The 18,807-nt window shown below is 70.5% G+C and carries 18 protein-coding genes and 1 pseudogene; 6 read left to right on the top strand and 13 right to left on the bottom strand.

The features are described 5' to 3' along the window. From PMI01_RS03880 to PMI01_RS03860, 5 genes are all read right to left on the bottom strand, one after another. On the bottom strand, positions 1–2,117 hold a 2,117-nt coding region (locus PMI01_RS03880), incomplete at its 3' end, for a hybrid sensor histidine kinase/response regulator (protein WP_007663285.1). Between the two features lie 105 nt (positions 2,118–2,222). Beyond that, positions 2,223–3,599 carry an ABC1 kinase family protein gene (locus PMI01_RS03875; RefSeq protein ID WP_007663284.1) on the bottom strand — a complete coding sequence of 459 codons (1,377 nt, stop codon included), beginning with the start codon at positions 3,597–3,599 and terminating at the stop codon, positions 2,223–2,225. A gap of 3 nt (positions 3,600–3,602) precedes the next feature. After that, positions 3,603–3,965 (bottom strand): nuclear transport factor 2 family protein, encoded by a 363-nt coding sequence (locus PMI01_RS03870; protein WP_007663283.1) that lies wholly within the window; start codon positions 3,963–3,965, stop codon positions 3,603–3,605. 13 nt (positions 3,966–3,978) lie between these two features. Beyond that, positions 3,979–5,769 carry a M3 family oligoendopeptidase gene (locus PMI01_RS03865; RefSeq protein WP_007663282.1) on the bottom strand — a complete coding sequence of 597 codons (1,791 nt, stop codon included), beginning with the start codon at positions 5,767–5,769 and terminating at the stop codon, positions 3,979–3,981. A 57-nt stretch (positions 5,770–5,826) separates the two neighbouring features. After that, a complete protein-coding gene (locus PMI01_RS03860; RefSeq protein WP_007663281.1) occupies positions 5,827–6,477 on the bottom strand; it encodes a hypothetical protein in 651 nt (216 codons plus the stop codon). A 120-nt stretch (positions 6,478–6,597) separates the two neighbouring features. Here PMI01_RS03860 and PMI01_RS03855 point away from each other — a divergent pair, with 120 nt between their 5' ends. Together PMI01_RS03855 and PMI01_RS03850 are read left to right on the top strand one after the other, a co-directional pair. Further along, positions 6,598–6,987, top strand: coding sequence for a hypothetical protein (locus PMI01_RS03855; protein WP_007663280.1), 390 nt, complete (start codon positions 6,598–6,600; stop codon positions 6,985–6,987). Between the two features lie 157 nt (positions 6,988–7,144). After that, a complete protein-coding gene (locus tag PMI01_RS03850; RefSeq protein WP_007663279.1) occupies positions 7,145–8,620 on the top strand; it encodes a sigma-54-dependent transcriptional regulator in 1,476 nt (491 codons plus the stop codon). Between the two features lie 39 nt (positions 8,621–8,659). Here the strand turns inward: PMI01_RS03850 and PMI01_RS03845 are convergent, their stop codons facing one another. The 6 genes from PMI01_RS03845 to ykgO all read right to left on the bottom strand — a co-directional run bounded on the left by PMI01_RS03845 (position 8,660) and on the right by ykgO (position 12,692). Continuing rightward, positions 8,660–9,928: an aminotransferase-like domain-containing protein gene (locus tag PMI01_RS03845; RefSeq protein WP_369742916.1), complete on the bottom strand. Its 1,269-nt coding sequence runs from the start codon at positions 9,926–9,928 to the stop codon at positions 8,660–8,662. A 151-nt stretch (positions 9,929–10,079) separates the two neighbouring features. Next, positions 10,080–10,433: a hypothetical protein gene (locus PMI01_RS03840; protein WP_007663277.1), complete on the bottom strand. Its 354-nt coding sequence runs from the start codon at positions 10,431–10,433 to the stop codon at positions 10,080–10,082. Positions 10,434–10,538: 105 nt separating this feature from the next. Next, positions 10,539–10,805 (bottom strand): DUF2312 domain-containing protein, encoded by a 267-nt coding sequence (locus PMI01_RS03835; RefSeq protein WP_007663276.1) that lies wholly within the window; start codon positions 10,803–10,805, stop codon positions 10,539–10,541. Positions 10,806–10,882: 77 nt separating this feature from the next. Further along, entirely contained in the window at positions 10,883–11,770 is an 888-nt protein-coding gene (locus PMI01_RS03830) for an NAD(P)-dependent oxidoreductase (RefSeq protein ID WP_007663275.1), read from the bottom strand. A gap of 179 nt (positions 11,771–11,949) precedes the next feature. Continuing rightward, complete coding sequence (locus PMI01_RS03825) at positions 11,950–12,567, bottom strand: HAD family hydrolase (RefSeq protein ID WP_007663274.1); 618 nt, start codon at positions 12,565–12,567, stop codon at positions 11,950–11,952. Then, complete coding sequence (gene ykgO / locus PMI01_RS03820; RefSeq protein ID WP_007663273.1) at positions 12,567–12,692, bottom strand: type B 50S ribosomal protein L36; 126 nt, start codon at positions 12,690–12,692, stop codon at positions 12,567–12,569. The genes PMI01_RS03825 and ykgO overlap by 1 nt, the downstream gene beginning before the upstream one ends. Positions 12,693–12,925: 233 nt before the next feature. Here ykgO and PMI01_RS03815 point away from each other — a divergent pair, with 233 nt between their 5' ends. Next, positions 12,926–14,215, top strand: coding sequence for a lytic murein transglycosylase (locus PMI01_RS03815; protein ID WP_007663271.1), 1,290 nt, complete (start codon positions 12,926–12,928; stop codon positions 14,213–14,215). Positions 14,216–14,219: 4 nt separating this feature from the next. On the opposite strand, the gene PMI01_RS03810 is transcribed toward PMI01_RS03815, so the two are convergent. Next, positions 14,220–15,170 (bottom strand): AraC family transcriptional regulator, encoded by a 951-nt coding sequence (locus tag PMI01_RS03810; protein ID WP_007663270.1) that lies wholly within the window; start codon positions 15,168–15,170, stop codon positions 14,220–14,222. A 75-nt stretch (positions 15,171–15,245) separates the two neighbouring features. On the opposite strand from PMI01_RS03810, the gene PMI01_RS03805 reads away from it, so the two are divergent. Continuing rightward, complete coding sequence (locus tag PMI01_RS03805) at positions 15,246–16,094, top strand: NAD(P)H-binding protein (RefSeq protein WP_007663269.1); 849 nt, start codon at positions 15,246–15,248, stop codon at positions 16,092–16,094. Positions 16,095–16,103: 9 nt separating this feature from the next. On the opposite strand, the gene PMI01_RS03800 is transcribed toward PMI01_RS03805, so the two are convergent. Then, positions 16,104–17,432: an MFS transporter gene (locus PMI01_RS03800; protein ID WP_007663268.1), complete on the bottom strand. Its 1,329-nt coding sequence runs from the start codon at positions 17,430–17,432 to the stop codon at positions 16,104–16,106. A gap of 202 nt (positions 17,433–17,634) precedes the next feature. On the opposite strand from PMI01_RS03800, the gene motA reads away from it, so the two are divergent. Together motA and PMI01_RS28170 are read left to right on the top strand one after the other, a co-directional pair. Then, positions 17,635–18,504, top strand: coding sequence for a flagellar motor stator protein MotA (gene motA, locus PMI01_RS03795; RefSeq protein ID WP_007663267.1), 870 nt, complete (start codon positions 17,635–17,637; stop codon positions 18,502–18,504). 144 nt (positions 18,505–18,648) lie between these two features. Beyond that, positions 18,649–18,807 (top strand): annotated as a pseudogene (locus tag PMI01_RS28170) (hypothetical protein); the annotation flags it as partial.

The following is an 18,807-nucleotide window of genomic DNA, read 5'->3' as shown; positions in this document are numbered from 1 at the left end:
CCCGCCGAGATCGGCTTGCCGATGTGACCGTTCATCCCCGCATGGGCCGTGGCGTCGATGTGTTCGGGCAGCACGTCGGCGCTGAGGGCGATGATCGGCGTGTCGCGGTTGCCGGCGGTCAGCTCGCGGATCGCCCGGGCCGAGGCGAAGCCATCGATGCCGGGCATCTGCAGGTCCATCAGGATCAGGTCGAACGCCTGGTCGGACGCCAGCCGCAGGGCCTCGACGCCGCCGCGCGCCTCCACCACCTGGTGCCCCACCGCCTGCAGCATGGCGCGGACCAGCTCGCGGTTCACGTCCAGGTCGTCGACCACCAGGATCCGCGCGGTGCCGTCGGTCCGTCGCTTCCGGGCGCCCGGATCGGCGACGGGCGCCAGTTCGGCCCGGGCGGCGGCGATCTCGAAACGGAAGATCGAACCCCCGCCGTCGGCCGGGATCATCTCGATGGTTCCGTCCATCAACTCGACCAGGCCCTTGCAGATCGACAGGCCCAGGCCGGTGCCGCCATAGCGACGGCTGATCGAGCCGTCGACCTGGGAGAAGCGCTGGAACAGCCGCTCGCGCTTGTCGGCCGGCACGCCGCAACCGGTGTCGGACACCGCGACCTCCAGCCGTCCGGGCGCACGGTGGGCCACGCTGACCCGCACCTCGCCGGCGTCGGTGAACTTGATGGCGTTGCTGATCAGGTTGACCACGATCTGGCGCAGGCGGTCGGCGTCGGCGTTCACGGCGGCCGGCGTGCCGGGCGCGACCTCGAGGGACAGGACCAGGCTCTTCTCGCGCGCCTGCTCGGCGAACATGGCCGCCAGGTCGTCGAACAGGGGCTCCAGCGCGAAGGGCCGCGGATCGAGGGCGACGTGGCCGGCCTCCAGCTTGGAGAAGTCGAGGATGTCGTTGACCACCGCCAGCAGGGTGTGGCCGGCGGCGTTGACGCGGCGGACATAGGCGCCGGCCTGCGGCGGCAGGCCGTCCAGTTCGCCCAGCAGGTTGGAGAAGCCGTTGATGGCCGTCAGGGGCGTGCGGATCTCGTGGCTCATATTGGCCAGGAACTCGGCCTTGGCCTCGGCGGCGGCCTCGGCGCGAAGCTTGGCGTCCAGCAGCGCTTCCTCGCGCGACCTCGCCTCCGTCACGTCCATGACCGCGCCGAACACCGTCGCCACCGCGCCGTCCGCCCCCAGCTCGGCGCCGCCGTGGCAGATCACGTGGCGCACCGAGCCATCGGCGCGGGTCAGGCGCCCGGCCAGTTCGAAGGGACGGCCGTCGATCGCCGTCGCCCGGAGACGCGCGGCCAGGGCCTCGCGCTCGGCCGGATCGTAGAAGGCCATCTGCTCGTCCAGGCTTGGTATCGGCCCGGCCGAATCCAGATCGTAGATCCGATAGACCCCCTCCGACCAGGTGGTCACGCCGCTGGCGATGTCCACGCGCCAGTGACCGACGCCGGCCATGGTCTCGGCCATCAGGGTGATGCGGTGGGCCTCGCGGATCTTGCGGGCGTCGGCCTCGGCGCGGGTCGAGGCCTCGGCCAGTTCCTCGCGGGCGCGGATCAGGTCGACCTGCACCGAGCGGAAGGCGCGGAACACCAGATAGGTCGTCGCCAGCACGGTCACGATCCGCCAGGGTTCATGGCGCTGCATCAGCCACAGGCTGGCCAGCAGTTGGATCAAGGCCATCGAGACCAGCATCGGCGTGAGATTGGTGAACAACCGCCGGGGCCGCGCGTAGTCGCTGGCCAGGATCTCGAACATCACCACGCCGTACAGCGTCACGCCGAAGGTCTGGGCCGCTCCGGTCTCGGCGAAGGTGATGTAGAAGCCCGCCACCGCGTAGCCGGCGCTCTGCAGCCAGGCGAACAGGTTGCGGCCGGCGACCGGCCGGCCTTCCCGCGAGACGTCGTGCCGCTCGGCGACGGCCAGGAGCGCCATCGTCGCCATCCAGGCGAACGGCAGCGCCCAGAACAGGTAAGGCAGGGTGGCGGCGAAGACGACGCCCGAGAACACCAGGCGCGCGGCCAGGCCTCGCGGCTGACGGGACGAGACCAGCAGCACGTCACGGGTCGCTCGAAGGCCTCGACGCCAGGCCGACGACGCCTCCAGGCCCGTCGAAATCGCTGTCGCCATTGGAACGTCCCCGTTTCCGTCCCACGACATCTACACGCCGAGCCTTGAACGAAAGATTGAGCAGCGTTCACTGAACGCATTTCAGGGGGAGAATTCGGCGAGGCCTCAGGCCACCCCCGCCGCGCTCAGCACCGCCGCCTGCCGCTTGGCCAGCCCCTCCTCCGAGAAGCCCTCCAGCGATTTCTCGAACAGGGCCCGCCAGTTGTGCCGCGCCCCCAGGTGCAGGAAGGCCGCGCCCAGGCCGATGGCGGCGCGGTCCATGAACACGAACTCGCGGGGGATGGTGATCGGCCCCTTCTCCTTCAGGGCCTTTCGCACCTTGAAGGCCTCGCGGCGGCCGTACTCGCCGGGCGGCACGTCGTCGGCCACGGTGCGCACCCGGTCGTCCAGCAGCGGGCCGTAGATGAACCGCGCCCAGACGTTCAACACATCCACCAGGTCGTCGTTGAGGTTGGCGAAACCCCAGCTGCGATAGGCCTCGACCTGTTCGGCGCGGTCGTCGTCCAGCAGGCCGCGATAGAGCCGCACCACCCCGGCCACGAAGCGCGGCGGGAAGATGCGGATGCAGCCGAAGTCCAGCAGGTTGAGGTGCGCGGCCCCGTCGCCGCCCTCCGGCCCGCCGAAGGTGTAGTTGCCCAGGTGGGGGTCGCCGTGGATGATCCCCAGCTTGGTCATCGGGCTCCACCAGGCCTCGAACAGCAGGGCGGCGATGCGGTCGCGGGTGTCCTGCGGCGCGTCCTTGAAGGTCAGCAGGCCCCGGCCCTCCAGCCAGGTCATGCTCAGCAGCCGCCGGGTCGACAGCGACGGCACGGGCTGGGGCACCTGGATGTCGGCGCGGCCCGAGAAGAAGCCGCCGTACAGCGCCATCAGCCGGGCCTCGCGCTCGTAGTCGAGCTCCTCGCGCAGCCGGTCGCCGACCTCGACGATCATCTCGCTGGGGTCGATCGAGCCGTCCATGCGCTTGAACAGGCCGATCAGGGCCCGCAGCTGGCCCAGGTCGCTTTCGACCGCGCTCTGCATGTCCGGATATTGCAGCTTCACCGCCAGGGCCCGGCCGTCGGGGGCCACGGCGCGGTGCACCTGGCCCAGGGACGCGGCGGCGGCCGCCTCGTGCTCGAAGCTCAGGAAGCGGCCCTGCCATTCGGGCCCCAGCTCGGCGGCCATCCGGCGGCGGACGAACGGCCAGCCCATGGCCGGGGCGTTGGTCTGCAGCTCGGCCAGCTCGGCGGCGAACTCAGGCGGCAGCAGGTCGGGCACCGTGGCGAACATCTGGGCCGCCTTCATCAGCGGGCCCTTCAGCCCGCCCAGCGCCGCCCTCAGGGCCTTGGCGTTGCGGGCGTCGGCCCCGCCGCCGGCGAACAGGCTGTTGGCGCCGTAGCTGACCGCGGCGCCCGACAGCCCCGCCCCGACCTTGGCGAAGCGGGTCAGTCGGCCGGAGAGACGGTCGCGTTCGGGGTCCTTGAGAGGCGCGTCGTCGGCCATCGCCTATCCGAACTGCCGGGAGTCGTAGAAGAACCGCTCACGGACGATCCGGTCGCCCTGCCACACCTGGTGGGTCAGCTCTTCGAACTTCAGGGTCACCCCGTCCTTGTTGGTCATCAGGAAGATCCACTGGATCACCACGTTGTCGCCGTCGTGCAGCACCAGGACCGCCGGCTGGGTGTCCATCTTCGACAGCCGCGCCAGGGCGGCGGCCTCGTGCTCGACCAGCACGTCGCGGCCGACGCGCGGCGGGGCGTTGTTCTCCTGCATCGAGGCGTCTTCGGCGTAGAACCGCTCGATCGCCTCGACATGCTCGTTGCGTTCGACGGTGGCGACGAACTCCGCCAGGCGTTCCTTGGTGGGCATCGCGTCGTCTCCGTCAGACCAGGGCTTCGAATTCGTCGACCAGCCGTTCCAGCTGCGCGCAGCCGGCGGCCCAGAAGGCCTTGTCGCGCGGGTTCAGCCCGAACGGGGCCAGGGCCTCGACATAGGTGCGGGTGCCGCCGGCCGCCAGCAGGTCCTCGTAGAGCGGCGCGAAGCCTTCGGGATCCTCGCGGCGCTTCTCCATCAGGCCGCGCACCAGCAGGTCGCCGAATGCATAGGCATAGACGTAGAACGGCGCGTGCACGAAATGGCTGACATAGGCCCAGTAGTGCTCGTAGCCGGCGTTGAGGGTCACGGCCGGGCCCAGGCTCTCGCCCATCACCTCCAGCCACAGCTGGCCGATCTGCTCGGGCGACAACTCACCGTCCTTGCGGGCCTCGTGGAAGCGGCGCTCGAAGCGGTGGAAGGCGATCTGGCGGACCACGGTGTTGAGGCCGTCCTCGATCTTGCCGGCCAGCAGCCCCTTGCGGTCGGCGGGCGTCGCCTCGGCCAGCAGGCGGTCGAACACCAGGCCCTCGCCGAAGATCGAGGCGGTCTCGGCCAGGGTCAGGGGGGTGTCGGCCAGCAGGGTGCCCAGCGGCGCGCACAGGGTCTGGTGCACGGCGTGGCCCAGCTCGTGGGCCAGGGTCAGCACGTCGCGCCGCTCGCCCATGTAGTTCATGAACACATAGGGGTGCCGCTCGGCGGTGACCGGGTGCGAATAGGCGCCCGACTGCTTGCCGGCTCGGGGGCGGGCGTCGATCCACGGCTTGGCGAAGAAGGTCCTGGCGGTGTCGGCGAACTTCGGGGCCAGGGCCTGGTAGCTGTCCAGCACGATCTCCCGCGCCTCGTCCCAGCCATAGGCCTTCGGCGTCGCGGCGGTCAGCGGCGCGTTGCGGTCCCAGTAGTCGAGGGTCTGGCGGCCCATGACCTTGGCCTTCAGGGCGTAGTAGCGGTGCGACAGGCGCGGATAGGCCTCGACCACGGCGGCCTCCAGCGCGTCGACCGCGTCGGCGTCGACCTCGTTGGCCAGGTGGCGCGACTGGGCGGGGCTGTCGAAATGCCGCCAGCGATCCTCGACCTGCTTTTCGAAGGCCAGGGTGTTCATCACCAGCCCCTGGGTCGAGGCGCGCTCTTCCAGCGCCTGGGCCAGGCCGTCGGCGGCCGCCTGGCGACGCTGGCCGTCGGGGTCGGACAGGCGGTTCAGCGCCTCGGGCAGGGTCAGGCTTTCCTTGCCGACCTTGGCCGCCAGCTTGGCCAGGGTCTCGTCATACAGCCGCACCCAGTTGGCCACCGCCGGGCCGCGATCGACGATGTAGCGCTCCAGGTCGGGCGTCAGTTCGTGCGGCCGCGACAGGCGCAGGCGGCGCAGCCAGGGCGTCCAGCGGACGGCCAGCGGAAAGGCTTTGAGCGCCGCCTCCAGCTCGCCGTCCTCCAGCTGATTCAGCTCCAGCGAGAAGAACAGGCTCTCGGCGGCGATCGCCGAGGAACGGGCCCGCAGGTCGGCCTCGAACTTGGCCCAGGCCGGGTCGTCGCGGGCGGTCGAGGCGGCCAGGCCGGCATAGGCCCCCACGCCCCACAGGCCGTTGGTCGCCTGCTCGTACAGGCGGACGCCGCGATCCAGCAGCACGCCCAGCCGCTCGGGCTCGCCGCGCGCCTGGAGGAACAGGCCCTCCAGGCTGGCCAGTTCGTCATTGGCGGCCTTGGCGGCGGCCAGGTCGATCTCGATCTTCGGATCGTCGCGACCGGCATAGAGGTCGGCGAGGTTCCACTCGGGCAGGGCGTCGGTCTTGAAGGGGGCGTTCATGGCCGTAGGGATATGGCGTGCGTGGGGTCCGACGCAATCGCTGCCGCAGCCTTTCCCCTATCTGGCCCTCCGCTCGGCCCGGTCCATCGCCCAGGCGACGGCGACGATCGGCAGATAGACCGCCAGGGCCGACAGCCCCATCTGCACCGCCCCGCCGCCCGGCGGGGCCAGCATGGCGGCGATCTGCACGCCCAGCAGCAGGGCCACGAACAGCGGCGCCGACCAGCCGGCCCGCCCTTGCAGACCGCGCCGCCAGCCCCAGGCCGCCGCGCCCATGGCCAGCAGGCCCATCTCCAGCGCCTGCTCGGGCACGGGATGGTTCCACCAGCCCAGCCCCACCTTGGGACCGCCGAACCACAGCTCCAGGTCCGGCCGGTGGACCAGGAAATCCAGTCCCCAGTGCGACAGCACGACCAGCCCGACCATCGTTCCGGCCCGGCGCGGCAGCTTCAGCAGCCAGGTCGCCAGCACGCCCGCCGCCACCGCCCACAACACGGCCGCCGGCAGGCTGTGGGTGTAGGGCATGTGCTCGAGCACCAGGGTGCTGCCGGCCAGGCTGTCGTCGAACCGCAGCCGCTCGGCCCCGGTCATGATCAGCACGCTCCAGCCGACATCGACCAGCTGGCAGCCCAGCACATAGGTCCACAGCGGCGCCTTGGGCTGCGCGGCCTTGGCGGCCAGGGCGGCCGCATAGTGTCCGACGAACATGGTCGCTCCCCCGAGCTGCGTTCCTTCGGGCGAAGCTAAGGCCGAACGACCATTACCGCGAATTAAAATGCGTCTTCGCTCCCGCCCGCATAACCTCGCTACGCCAACGAGGGGAGTTCGATGACCAGGGCCGCCGCCGCTATCGCCGTGATTCTGACCCTGGCGGCCGCGCCTCCGGCCATGGCCGAGAACAAGCCGCTGGGCCCGTTCGCCACCGCGATCCGCAGCGTCTTCGTCTTCAACAGCTGTACCAACCGGCTGAAGGAGAAGTTCAGCATCGGCCCGCTGAACGGCCTGGAGGTCACCCACATGGACGCCGCCGGCGCCAGGCCCGACGGCGCGATGGACGTGACGTTCGAGGCCACCACCACCGAGAAGAAGACCGACCGCAAGACCCACTTCGTCGGCGTCTGCCACGTGGGCCGCGAGGGCGAGACCCGCGTCGACGCCAGGATCGTCAGCCAGGGCGTCAGCGGCGTGGTCCGCCGGACCCCGATGAAGGCCGGCTAGGCTTGGCCCTCCCCCGGATCGTCACACCTCGTTAAGCGCGTGCGTTAATCCCTGACTCACGTCTCCGAAACTCGGTCTTTACCCGCGCCCTGTATCACTCTGAACCAACAAGAGCCCTGTCCCATGTCGGACGCGGCCGGTTCAGTGGGTGTCTGAAATGACCAAGACGGTTCTCGTCGTCGACGACGATCCGACTCAACGTCGCTTGATCCAGGCCGTGCTCGAGCGCGACGGCTTCGCGGTCTCGCACGCCGAGAACGGCGACGCGGCCATGGCCCATCTGGCCAGCGGCGCGCCGGTCGACGTGGTGCTGCTGGACCTGGTGATGCCGGGCATGACGGGCCACGAGACCTTGCAGGAAATGCGCGCGCGCGGCTTCGTGCAGCCCGTGATCGTTCTTACCGCATCAGGCGGCGTCGACACCGTGGTCAAGGCCATGCAGGCCGGAGCCACCGACTTCTTCATCAAGCCGGCCAGCCCCGAGCGGATCACCGTCTCGATCCGCAACGCCCTGTCGATGACCTCGCTGAAGGGCGAGGTCGAGCGGCTGACCAAGCGGGCCGGCAACCGCACCACCTTCGCCGACCTGATCGGAACCTCGCCGGCCATGAGCATGGTCAAGCGCATGGGCGAGCGGGCCGCCAAGAGCTCGATCCCCATCCTGATCACCGGCGAGAGCGGGGTCGGCAAGGAGCTGATCGCCCGGGCCGTGCACGGCGCCTCCGAGCGGGCCGGCAAGCCGTTCGTGGCCGTCAACTGCGGCGCCATCCCGGAGAACCTGGTCGAGTCGATCCTGTTCGGCCACGAGAAGGGCAGCTTCACCGGCGCCACCGACAAGCACCTGGGCAAGTTCAAGGAGGCCGACGGCGGCACCCTGTTCCTCGACGAGGTCGGCGAACTGCCGCTGGACATGCAGGTCAAGCTGCTGCGCGCCCTGCAAGAGGGCGAGATCGACCCGATCGGCTCCAAGCGTTCGCAGAAGGTCGACGTGCGCATCGTCTCGGCCACCAACCGCGACGTGGCCCACGCCGTCGAGCAGGGCCGGTTCCGCGAGGACCTCTATTACCGCCTGAACGTCTTCCCGATCGAGGCCCCGGCCCTGCGCGAACGTCGCGAGGACATCCCGGCCCTGACCGAGGCCTTCATCCGCCGCTTCAACGTCGAAGAGGGCAAGCGGGTGGTCGGCGCCGCGCCGGAGACCCTGGCCTTCCTCAACGGCTTCGACTGGCCCGGCAACGTGCGCCAACTGGAGAACGCGGTCTATCGCGCCATCATCCTGGCCGACGCCCCCTATCTGCAGCCCTACGACTTCCCGGCCATCTCGGGGATCGTCGCACCGCCTCCGGAAGCCGTCGGGCCGGTCGCCGCCGCCCAGCCCGACCTGCCGGCCGTGCTGCAGGCCGCCCACGCCGCCATGGCCCGGGTCCCGGCCGATTCGCCGGTGCGCATCCTCGACGACCGTGGCCACCTGCGGACCCTGGAGGAGATCGAGCGCGACCTGATCCAGCACGCCATCGAGGTCTATGCCGGCCACATGAGCGAGGTCGCCCGCCGCCTGGGCATCGGCCGCTCGACCCTCTACCGCAAGGTCCGCGAGCAGGGCATCGACGTGGACATGAGGGAAGCGTCGTAGGGTTTCCTTCTCCCCTTGCGGGAGAAGGAATAAGCCCCCTTACCCCATCCGCCCGATCAGCGCCGCCAGCCGCGCCACGCCATCCTCGATCTCCGCCTCGCCAGGCAGGGAGTAGCTGAGGCGGATGGCGTTGGCGGCGGGGATCTCGGCGAAGAACGGCTCGCCGGGCACGAAGGCGACGCGCTCCTCGGCCAGGGCGCGTTCCAGCATGACCTTGCCGTCCAGGCCCTGCGGCAGCCGGATCCAGACGAACATCCCGCCCTGGGGCTGGGACCAGGTCACGCCCGGCGGCATGTGGCGCTCCAGCGCCGCCAGGATCGTCCGGGCCTTGGCGCCATAGGCGCCGCGCAGCACGCCCAGGTGCTGTTCGTAGCCCTCCGACACCGCCCGGTGGGCGACCATCTGGTTGATGGTGGAGACGTGCAGGTCGCTGCCCTGCTTCAGCAGCACCAGCTTCTCGATCACCGCGCGCGGCCCGCAGATCCAGCCGACGCGCAGGGCCGGCGAGACGGTCTTGGACAGGGTGCCGCAGAACAGGGTCCGCGCGGCCTCGATCGAGCCGCGGCGGGCGATGTCGAGGGCCAGCAGCGACGGCAGGGCCTCGCCCTCGAACCGCAGGTCGCGATAGGCGGCGTCCTCGATCAGGGTCATGTCCAGGCGCCCGGCCAGATCCAGCAGGGCCTCGCGCTCGGCCAGGGTCAGGCTCTGGCCGGTGGGGTTGGCGAAGTCGGGGACGAAATAGCCCAGGGCGCGGGGCGAACGACCGGCCATCAGCGCCTCGGCGTCGAGACCGTTCGCCAGCGCCCCCTCGGGCAGGTCCAGATAGGCCGGCTCATAGGCGTTGAAGGCCTGCAACGCCCCCAGATAGGTGGGCCGGGCCACCATCACCGTGTCGCCGCGGCTGAGGAACAGCTTGCCGATCAGGTCGAGCGCCTGCTGAGAGCCGGCGGTGACCAGGATGTTGTGCTCGTCGCAGTCGACGCCGGCCAGCGCCATGCGCTCGGCGATCCAGCGGCGCAGGGGCAGGTAGCCCTCGCTCACCGAATATTGCAGGGCCTGGCGGGCCAGGTCCTGGTCGGCGAGGATCGCGTCGTAGCCGGCCTGGATCCGGTCGGCCGGGAACAGGCCGGGATCGGGAATGCCGCCCGCGAAGGACAGGATGTCGGGCTGATCCAGCAGCTTCAGCAGCTCGCGGATCTCGTTGGCGCGGACGCGGGACATGCGGTCGCTGAAGCGCTGCGCCCAGTCAGGGGTGGTGTGGGTCATGAGTAAGGTCCGGAAGGTTCGCCGACGGCCGCGGCCGTCCATGGGCCGCGCGGACGCGGCGTCTCGCTGATCAGGTCAGGAGCGTCATACGGTGCAGGTCGGGCCCTGGGTCCGCCGCAGCCAGAAGCGGCGCGGACCGCTTTCGGTCTTGCTCATGCCCAAGCCTTAGCGCGCCTGGCGGCCGGAGGGAACCTCAGTTCTCGTCCTCGGCGCCGGCCTCGACCTTCGGCGCCTTGCGCTCGAACCCTCGCCCGCGGTTCATCGGCTTGCGCTCGCCCCCCTTGCCCTTGCCTTGGGCCTTGGCGGCGATCTCCTTGAGCTTGATGGTCTGGTTGACCGACATCGCCTGGCCGGCGCCGCCCTTTTCGGGGTCGCCGAAGGCCCGGCCGTAGGTCTCGATGCGCTGGGCGACCGAGCCCAGGAACTCGCCCTCCCAGTCGGACAGCTCGATCCCCGCCTTGTCGGCGGTGCGCCGCGCGCGCTTCAGCGCGTTGAGGGCGGCCTTGCGGGCCTGGGCTCTGGGGTCTGGCGGCTTCTTGGCGCGCATGGGCGGCAGACTAGCGGGCGTCGGCGGCGGGACGCACGCTTAAAAACCGTGAATTCGGTCATGGTCGGGACGGGGACGCCCGCATGCGGGCGTCCCCAACCGAAATCAGATCGCGCCGACGGCCGACAGGTACAGGTCGAGGATCGCGTCCTCTTCCTGGCGCTTGGCGCGGTCCTGCTTGAGGATGCGGACCACCTTGCGCAGGACCTTGACGTCGAAGCCGTTGCCCTTGGCTTCGTTGTAGACTTCCTTGATCTGCTCGGCGATCTCGGCCTTCTCGACCTCGAGGCGCTCGATGCGCTCGATGATGCTCTTCAGCTGGCCTTGAGCGGTGGAGTTCAGGACGTCTGAATGGGCGGCGTCATCAGCCATGGCGGATCATCTCGCAATAAGTCGGAGGGCGGAAAGGCCGGGAACCTAGTGGCAACGCGGCCAAAGGGAAAGCGCCTTCAGTCGCTCTTGGCGGGGTTGGGTCCGCGCCACGCCGCGACCTCCGCCAGATAGGCCAGGTCGAGATCGCCCTCGCCTTCCGACAGCACCCGCTGGAGCCCGCGTTCGGCCAGATCGGCCAGCGGCAGGGCCAGGCCCTTCTCGGCCGCCGCGTCCTTGGCCAGACGCACGTCCTTCAAGGCCAGCTCCGCCGTGAAGCCGGCGGGGGAATAGGTCCGCTCCATGATCATCGCGCCGTAGATCTTGTAGACGGGGGCGGCGAACAGCGTGCCGGTCAGCATTTCCAGCAGGTCGCCGGCCGGCACGCCGTGGGCCTGGCCCAGGGCCGCCGCCTCGCCCATGGCCTCGACCGCCGAGACGATCATCAGGTTGCCCGCCAGCTTGACGGCGTTGGCGCGGACCGGGTCCTCGCCCATCGGCCACAACTTGCCGGCCAGCGCCTCCAGGACCGGCGTCGCCGTGGCCACCGCGTCGGGCGCCCCGGCCACGACGATGTTGAGGCCGCCGGCCCGGGCCACCGGCGGACGACCGAAGACCGGCGCGGCCACATAGCCCAGCCCCAGCTCGGCATGATGCGCGGCCAGCTCGCGGGCCAGGGCGGTGGAGACCGTCGCCAGGTTGACATGGACCAGGCCGGGCCGGGCGTTGGCCAGGGCCCCACCGGCCAGCAGCACGTCGCGGACCGCCTGGTCGTGGGCCAGCATCGACAGGACGACGTCGCCGGCCAGGGCGTCCTCGACGTTCGCGGCGGCCTTGGCGCCCAGGGCGACCAGCTCGGCCACCGGCGACCCCGAGCGGTTCCACACCGTCACGGCGTGGCCCTGGTCCAGCAGGTTGGCGACCATCGCCTTGCCCATGGCCCCCAGGCCGATGAAACCGATGTCCATGATGCGCTCCCGAAATCCTTCTCCCCTTGCGGGAGAAGGTGGCGGCCGAAGGCCGACGGATGAGGGGTCTCTCGCACGTCGGACGTCAGCTCAGCGGCTCAACTGGTCGCGGCGGACAGGTTCTTCAACCCCTCATCCGGCGCTTCGCGCCACCTTCTCCCGCAAGGGGAGAAGGGAAATCAGAGCAGGCCGAAGCGCTCGATCGCGGGCCGCAGCGCCGCCGGGTCGGTGAAGTGGTGGGTGTGGAAGCCCATCGCGGCCGCCGCGGCGATATTGGCGGCGCTGTCGTCGACGAACAGCAGCTCGCCGGGCGCCAGGCCGGTGCGGGCCAGCACGATCTCGAAGATGCGCGGATCGGGCTTGATCACCCGCTCGTCGCCCGAGACCACGGTGTCGCGGAAATGGCGGAAGGCGGGGCTCATGGCCCGCACGCCGGGCCAGGTCTCGCCGGACATGTTGGTCAGGCCGAACTGCGGCACGCCGCGCGCCGCCAGGTCCTCGATCACCGATTCGGTTTCGGGGATGGTTCCGGAGAACATCTCGGGCCAGCGGTCCCACCAGGCGGCGATATGCTCGGCGTGGTGGGGGTGCTCGGCGCTGAGGGCGGCGATGTTGTCGGCGAAGGTCACGCCGCGATCAGTGGCCGCGTGCCAGTCCAGGGTCCCGACATGCGAAAGGAACCGGTCGAGATCGGCCGGTTCCTTGAAGATCTTCGCGTAGAGCGTGCGCGGGTCCCAGCGCACGATGACGTTGCCGACGTCCCAGAGCAGAGCCCTGGGCGCGCCCGACGGCGTCATTAGCCTTGCTTGGCTTTGAAGCGCGGGTCGGTCTTGTTGATGATGTAGACCACGCCCTTGCGGCGGACCAGCTTGCAATCGCGGTGACGCGACTTCAGCGACTTCAGCGAGCTACGAACCTTCATGACCGTCTCTATACTCAGCGGAGAGGTTCGCGACCGCCAAGTGACGGGAGGAACTTCCGGGGTGTTTCGGAGGGCAGGCGTATAAGCAGGACAGGGGGCGGAGTCAATGCGGCGCTCGCGCCAACGCCAAGTCCTGTGGGCAAAGCGCGCTATCTTCGCCGCGAGCCGCAACCTTAACCGCTCTGTCGCCCTTGTGATTGCAGCCTTCATGCGGATGCCGGTAGCCTGCCACCATGGATAGACGCGTTTTCCTCGTTCTGCTGCTCGCCGGCTGCGCCGACACCTCGGCCAACGCCCCGTTCACGACGTCGCCGGCCCCGGCCGCGCCGCCGCCCGGTCCCGCGCCCGCCCCGGCCCCGCCGGTCGCGCCGCCGCCGGCCGCCGCCTCGGCGCAGAGCTTCGACGCCTGGCTGGCCGCCTTCAAGCCCAAGGCCGTGGCCGCCGGCCTGACCCCGCAACTGCTGGACCGCGAGCTGGACGGCCTGACGCCCGACCCCAAGGTGGTGTCGCTGGACGGCCGGCAGCCGGAATTCTCCAAGCCGGTCGGTGACTACGTCAAGGGTGTGACCAGCGAGGACCGGGTGGCCGTCGGCCGCGCCAAGCGCCAGGAACTGGCCTTCCTGCCCAATATCGAGAGCCGCTACGGCGTGCCGCGCGACATCCTGCTGGCCGTCTGGGCGATGGAATCGGCGTTCGGCAAGATCCAGGGCAATTTCGACGTCGTGCGCTCGATGGCCAGCCTGGCCGCCGACGGCCGCCGTCGCAATTGGGCCGAGGGCGAGCTGATCGCCGCCCTGAAGATCATCGCCTCGGGCGAGGACACCCGCGCCCAGCTCAGGGGTTCGTGGGCGGGCGCCATGGGCCAGACCCAGTTCCTGCCGTCCAACTACCTGTCCACCGCCGTCGATTGGGACGGCGACGGCCGCCGCGACATCTGGGGCAGCGACGCCGACAGCCTGGCCTCGGCCGCCAACCTGCTGGCCAAGGGCGGCTGGAGGCGCGGCGTGGGCTGGGCCGAAGAGGTGATCCTGCCGGCCGGCTTCGACTACAGCCTGGCCGAGGGGCCGCGCGAGGTTCCGTCGTGGTGGGAGGCCAAGGGCGTCCGGCGGGCCGACGGCCTGCCGTGGACGGCCGCCGACGCCGCCTCGCCCGCCGGTCTGATCCTGCCGGCCGGCGCCAAGGGCCCGGCCTTCCTGGCCCTGCCCAACCATTTCGCCATCCGCACCTACAACAACTCGACCTCCTACGCCCTGGGGATCGGGCTGCTGGCCGACCAGTTCGGCGGCGGAGGGCCGCTGATCGCCGCCTGGCCGGTCGAGGCCCCGCTGTCCCTGGCCGACCGCATGGCCGCCCAGATCGCCCTGAGCCGCCTGGGCTTCGACCCCGGTCCGGCCGACGGCGTGGTCGGGGCCGGCACCCGCAAGGCCCTGCGCGCCTGGCAACAGGACCGCAGGCTGCCGGCCGACGGCTACCTGTCGTCCGACATGGTGGCGCGGCTGAAGGCCCAGGCGGGGATCGTCTAGCGGGTCATCCAGCGGCGCGCAGGCGGTGCCGGCCCGGGGCCACGCCGCGCACCCGCTTGAACGCCTTGGCGAAGGCGAACGCGTTGTCGTAGCCGACCTGGTGGGCGACCTTGGCGATGCGCTCGCCCCGCGCCAGCAGGCCCGCCGCCACGGTCATCCGCCAGCGGGCCACATAGGCCAGGGGCGGCTCGCCCACGGCCTGGGTGAACCGGCGGGCGAAGGCGGCCCGCGACAGGCCCGAGCGCCGCGCCAGGGACTCCACCGTCCAGGCCTGGGCGGGCGCGTCGTGAACGGCCCAGACCGCCGGCCCCACCACCGGATCCTGCAGCGCGCCGAACCAGCTCCGCGCCCCGGCCTCGCCCTGCCGCATGAGCCAGGCGCGCAGCGCGTAGACGAACAGCAGGTCGACCAGCCGGTCGACGACCAGGGCCGAGCCCGGGGTGACCCCGCTGGCCTCGGCGGCGAGCAGCCGCACCGCCGCCTCCAGGGGTTCGCCCCGGGTCTGGTCGCCCGGCAGATGCAGCAGGTCCGGCAGGCCGCGCAGCAGCGGATTGGCCCCGTCGGCCGCGAAGCCGTAGGAGCCGCACAGCAAGGTCGCCGGGGCGCCGTCCCCGGACGGCAGCGGAACCCGTTCGCCCGGCGCCAGGTCGCCCACCAGCTCCGCGACCTCCACGGCGGGCGTGTCCGGATGGTCGTAAAGCTGATGGCCCGTGCCATGCGGCAGCAGGACGAGGTCCCCCTCCTCCAGCGCGACCGGCGGGCCGTCGCCGTCCAGGCGAATCCAGCAGCGCCCAGCCACCACCACGTGAAAGCCGGCGCGATGGCCGGTCTCCTTGCCGTAGCGCAGCGCCCAGGGCGCGCTCAGTTGCAGCCGCGAGGACAGCGCGCCGCCCAGCCGCACCGCCTCCAGCACCTCGGTCAGGACATCGAAACGGGAATCGAGACGTTCGAACATGAATTTTAGCTTATCACACATTCATCGGCGCGCATCGAGGCCATAGGTGAAGGGCTCACACAAGGAGCCCACACCATGACCGACACCGTTCTCGTCCTCGGCGCCACCGGCAAGACCGGCCGCCGCCTGGTTTCCCGCCTGACCGCCCAGGGCGTCGCCGTCCGCGCGGCCAGCCGCAAGCCCGGCGAGGGCCGCACCCTGTTCGACTGGGACCGGCCCGAGACCCACGCGCCCGCCCTGGCCGGGGTCGACGCCGTCTATCTGGTCGCGCCGGACCTGGTGGAGGACCCCACGGCCATGACCGGGCCGTTCCTCGCCGCCGCCCGCCTGGCCGGCGTCAAGCGGGTGGTCCTGCTGTCGTCGATGGGCGTGACCTTCCCCAACGAGGGCCCGGGTTCGGGGCGCGACAAGCTCGAGCGGCAGGTCATGGCCTCGCGGATGGACTGGACGGTCCTGCGGCCGGGCGGGTTCTCGCAGAACTTCTCCGAAGGCTTCCTGCTGCCGGGGATTCTCCAGGCCGGCGCCTTTGCGACGGCGACCGGCGACGGCGCGGTGGCCTTTGTCGACGCCGACGACATCGCCGCCGTCGCCGCCGTCGCCCTCACCCAGGACGGTCATGCCGGGGCCACCTACGAGGTCACGGGTCCGCAAGCCCTGACCTTCAGCCAGGCCGCCGAAATCATCGGCCAGGCGGCGGGGCGGACCATCGCGCACCGGCCGATCTCGTCGGAGGCGCTCACCGACCTGCTGGTGGGGTTCGGCCTGCCGCGCGACTACGCCGCCCTGGTGGTCGGCAACCAGGACGCCATCCGTGACGGGCTGGGCGCGCGGGTCTCCGACGTGGTCGCTCGCGTCACCGGCCGGCCGGCGACGCCCTTCGCCGACTACGCCGCGCGGGCGGCTCCGGCCTGGGCGCGTGGCTAGGACCAGGCCTTAGTGCGGCCCGCTGGCATCGATCGAGCTGGCGTCGACCACCTGGGCCTCGTCGCGGCGTTCCTGGCTCGCGTCGCCGTCGCCGACCCGGCGCATGACCGGGTCGAGCAGGGCGTAGGCGACCAGGGCGCCCAGCACCGCGACGTTCATCAGGTAGGGCGAGGGATGGGCCCATTTGTAGAGGGCGACGCCCAGCACCGGGGCGATGATCACCGAGGCGCCGTTGATGGCGCTGATCGCCCCGGCCACCGCCCCCTGCTCCTCGTGCCCGACCGACAGCGAGGCCCCGGCCGTGAAGCCCGGACGGGCGAAGCCGTAGCCCAGGCTGCACAGGGCGAAGCCGACGACCAGGGTGTGGTAGTCGGGCGAGAAGGCGACGATCAGGTTGCCCAGGACGGCGCAGCCCGCGCCCAGCCATAGCAACTGCCGGGGCTTGAGGCGCAGCATGCGGATCAGGCCCCACTGGGCCAGCAGGCTGGCCACCGCCCCGGCCATCATCGCCACGCCGGCGAAGGCGGCGGCCTTGGCCGGCGAGATCTGCAGCTTGTCGATGACCATGAAGCCCAGGGTCTGCTGGTTGACGGTCTGGGCCGAGGCCAGCAGGAAGCCGTAGACGATGAAGGGCATGATCCGCCGGTCGTTCCAGCGCACCCGGGCCCGGGGCCTGTCGCGCGCGCCGTCGTCGCGGTCGGGGATCTCCTCGGGCCGCTCGGGCAGGCCGCGCATCACCAGCACCAGCACCACCACCGCGATGGCGGCGAAGGCGAACATCGGCCCCGACAGGGTCAGCAGCGGAAAGACCAGGAACGGCGCGACGGCCGGACCCAGGATCGTGCCCAGCCCGCTGGCCGAGGCCATGGTGGCGAGCGCGTTGGTGCGCTCGGCCGGCGCGGTGCGGTCGGCGACATAGGCCTGGGCCGCCGGGTTGGAGGCCGAGCCCACCAGGCCGAAGATCGCCCGCGACAGGGCCGCCCCGGCGAACACCGCCAGCGGGACCATCAGCCCCTTCAGGCCCATGAAGATGAAGAAGCCGAAGCCCAGCATCGAGACGGCGAACCCGACCATGCCCAGCACCACCATCGGCTTGCGCCCGCGCTTGTCCGACATCCGGGCCCAGATCGGCGACATCACCCCCCACAGCAGGGCCGACAGCGAGAAGATCGAGCTGATCAGCACGTCGTTGATGCCGACCTCGCGGGCGATGGCCGGCAGCACGGTCTGCAGGGCGGTGTTGCCGGCGGCGCTGCTCAGCAGCACGGCGAACAGGATGGCGAAGGCCCGGCCCTTGGCGCGATCGGACAGGACGACGTCCGGACTGGCTGCGATCATGCTGTCCCCCTCCACGCGACGCGGCCGTGCTGGACGAGCGCCGGTTGACCCGGCTTGGCTCGAAACAGCGACGTCAAACATCTGTTAGGCGGGTGCGGCGAAAGGCGCAACACGCCCTGGACCCCGCCGCGCCCCTTGCTCACCTTGGATTAAGCATTAACGGCGATGATCCCGGCTGAAGTTACCCGGGGCCTCCTTCGTCATGTTCCAGATCATCGGCATCGTCCTGCTGTTTGGCCTCGTCTTCGGCAGCTTCGTCATCTCCGGCGGCAAGATGGACGTGATCACCCACGCCGCCCCGCACGAGCTGATGTGCATCCTGGGCGCGGGCATCGCCTCGTTCCTGATCTCGAACTCGATGACGGTGATCAAGGCCACCGGCGCCGGCATGGGCAAGATCTTCGCCGGCCCCAAGTGGAAGACCAGCGACTATCGCGACCTGCTCAGCCTGCTGTTCCTGCTGACCAAGACCATGAAGTCCAAGGGCGTCATCGCCCTGGAGAGCCACATCGAGCGGCCGGGCGAGAGCTCGATCTTCCAGCGCTACCCCAAGATCACCAAGGACCACTTCGCCGTCGACTTCATCTGCGACACCCTGCGGATGATGACCATGAACCTGGAGGATCCCCACCAGGTCGAGGACGCGATGGAGAAGCAGCTCGAAAAGCACCACCACGAGGGCCTGGCCCCGGCCCACGCCCTGCAGAGCCTGGCCGACGCCCTGCCGGCCCTCGGCATCGTCGCCGCCGTGCTGGGGGTCATCAAGACCATGGGCTCGATCACCGAGCCGCCGGCCGTGCTGGGCGCGATGATCGGCGGCGCGCTGGTCGGCACCTTCCTCGGCGTGTTCCTGGCCTATGGCATTGTCGGCCCGTTCGCCACGCGCCTGACAGCCGTGGTCGACGAGGAGGGCTCGTTCTACAAGATCATCCAGTCGGTCCTGGTCGCCCACCTGCACGGCAACGCCGCCCAGATCAGCGTCGAGATCGGCCGCGGCAACGTCCCGAGCCCGGCCCAGCCCAGCTTCCTGGAGCTGGAAGAGGCCCTGCAGCAGATCCCCGCCGAGACCTGACGCCAGGGCCCTGTCGGGCGATCACGGAATGATCACGGATCCGTGAACAAATGTCTTGCCCACGTCTTCGAACTGATGTTCTGTGAGGGGGTGACGCGCCGCCAAAGGTCGCGTCAGCGAACACAGCAGACGTAAGGGAAGCCCATGTCCACCAAGGTTCTCCGCTCCATCCTGATCGCCGGCATGGCCGTCTCGGCCCTGTCGCTCGCCGCCTGCGGCAAGAAGGCTGAAACGGCCGCCGACGCCTCGGCCCAGAAGGCCCAGGAAGCCGCCGCCTCGGCCAGCACCGCCACCGACGCCGCC

The sequence above is a fragment of the Caulobacter sp. AP07 genome, assembly GCF_000281955.1.
Lineage (GTDB): Bacteria > Pseudomonadota > Alphaproteobacteria > Caulobacterales > Caulobacteraceae > Caulobacter.
The sequence above is the reverse complement of the archived record's forward strand: the minus strand, read 5'-3'. Positions and strand labels throughout refer to the sequence as shown.

Bases quoted from the DNA above. Each gene is read 5' to 3' on its own strand.
- PMI01_RS03805 (WP_007663269.1), top strand. From the start codon at position 15,246: ATGACCGACACCGTTCTCGTCCTCGGCGCCACCGGCAAGACCGGCCGC.
- PMI01_RS03855 (WP_007663280.1), top strand. From the start codon at position 6,598: ATGACCAGGGCCGCCGCCGCTATCGCCGTGATTCTGACCCTGGCGGCC.
- PMI01_RS03800 (WP_007663268.1), bottom strand. From the start codon at position 17,432: ATGATCGCAGCCAGTCCGGACGTCGTCCTGTCCGATCGCGCCAAGGGC.
- PMI01_RS03845 (WP_369742916.1), bottom strand. From the start codon at position 9,928: ATGGACGGCCGCGGCCGTCGGCGAACCTTCCGGACCTTACTCATGACC.
- PMI01_RS03850 (WP_007663279.1), top strand. From the start codon at position 7,145: ATGACCAAGACGGTTCTCGTCGTCGACGACGATCCGACTCAACGTCGC.
- PMI01_RS03810 (WP_007663270.1), bottom strand. From the start codon at position 15,170: ATGTTCGAACGTCTCGATTCCCGTTTCGATGTCCTGACCGAGGTGCTG.
- PMI01_RS03835 (WP_007663276.1), bottom strand. From the start codon at position 10,805: ATGGCTGATGACGCCGCCCATTCAGACGTCCTGAACTCCACCGCTCAA.
- PMI01_RS03865 (WP_007663282.1), bottom strand. From the start codon at position 5,769: ATGAACGCCCCCTTCAAGACCGACGCCCTGCCCGAGTGGAACCTCGCC.
- PMI01_RS03815 (WP_007663271.1), top strand. From the start codon at position 12,926: ATGGATAGACGCGTTTTCCTCGTTCTGCTGCTCGCCGGCTGCGCCGAC.
- PMI01_RS03840 (WP_007663277.1), bottom strand. From the start codon at position 10,433: ATGCGCGCCAAGAAGCCGCCAGACCCCAGAGCCCAGGCCCGCAAGGCC.
- PMI01_RS03825 (WP_007663274.1), bottom strand. From the start codon at position 12,567: ATGACGCCGTCGGGCGCGCCCAGGGCTCTGCTCTGGGACGTCGGCAAC.
- PMI01_RS03860 (WP_007663281.1), bottom strand. From the start codon at position 6,477: ATGTTCGTCGGACACTATGCGGCCGCCCTGGCCGCCAAGGCCGCGCAG.
- PMI01_RS03830 (WP_007663275.1), bottom strand. From the start codon at position 11,770: ATGGACATCGGTTTCATCGGCCTGGGGGCCATGGGCAAGGCGATGGTC.
- ykgO (WP_007663273.1), bottom strand. From the start codon at position 12,692: ATGAAGGTTCGTAGCTCGCTGAAGTCGCTGAAGTCGCGTCACCGCGAT.
- PMI01_RS03870 (WP_007663283.1), bottom strand. From the start codon at position 3,965: ATGCCCACCAAGGAACGCCTGGCGGAGTTCGTCGCCACCGTCGAACGC.
- PMI01_RS03875 (WP_007663284.1), bottom strand. From the start codon at position 3,599: ATGGCCGACGACGCGCCTCTCAAGGACCCCGAACGCGACCGTCTCTCC.
- motA (WP_007663267.1), top strand. From the start codon at position 17,635: ATGTTCCAGATCATCGGCATCGTCCTGCTGTTTGGCCTCGTCTTCGGC.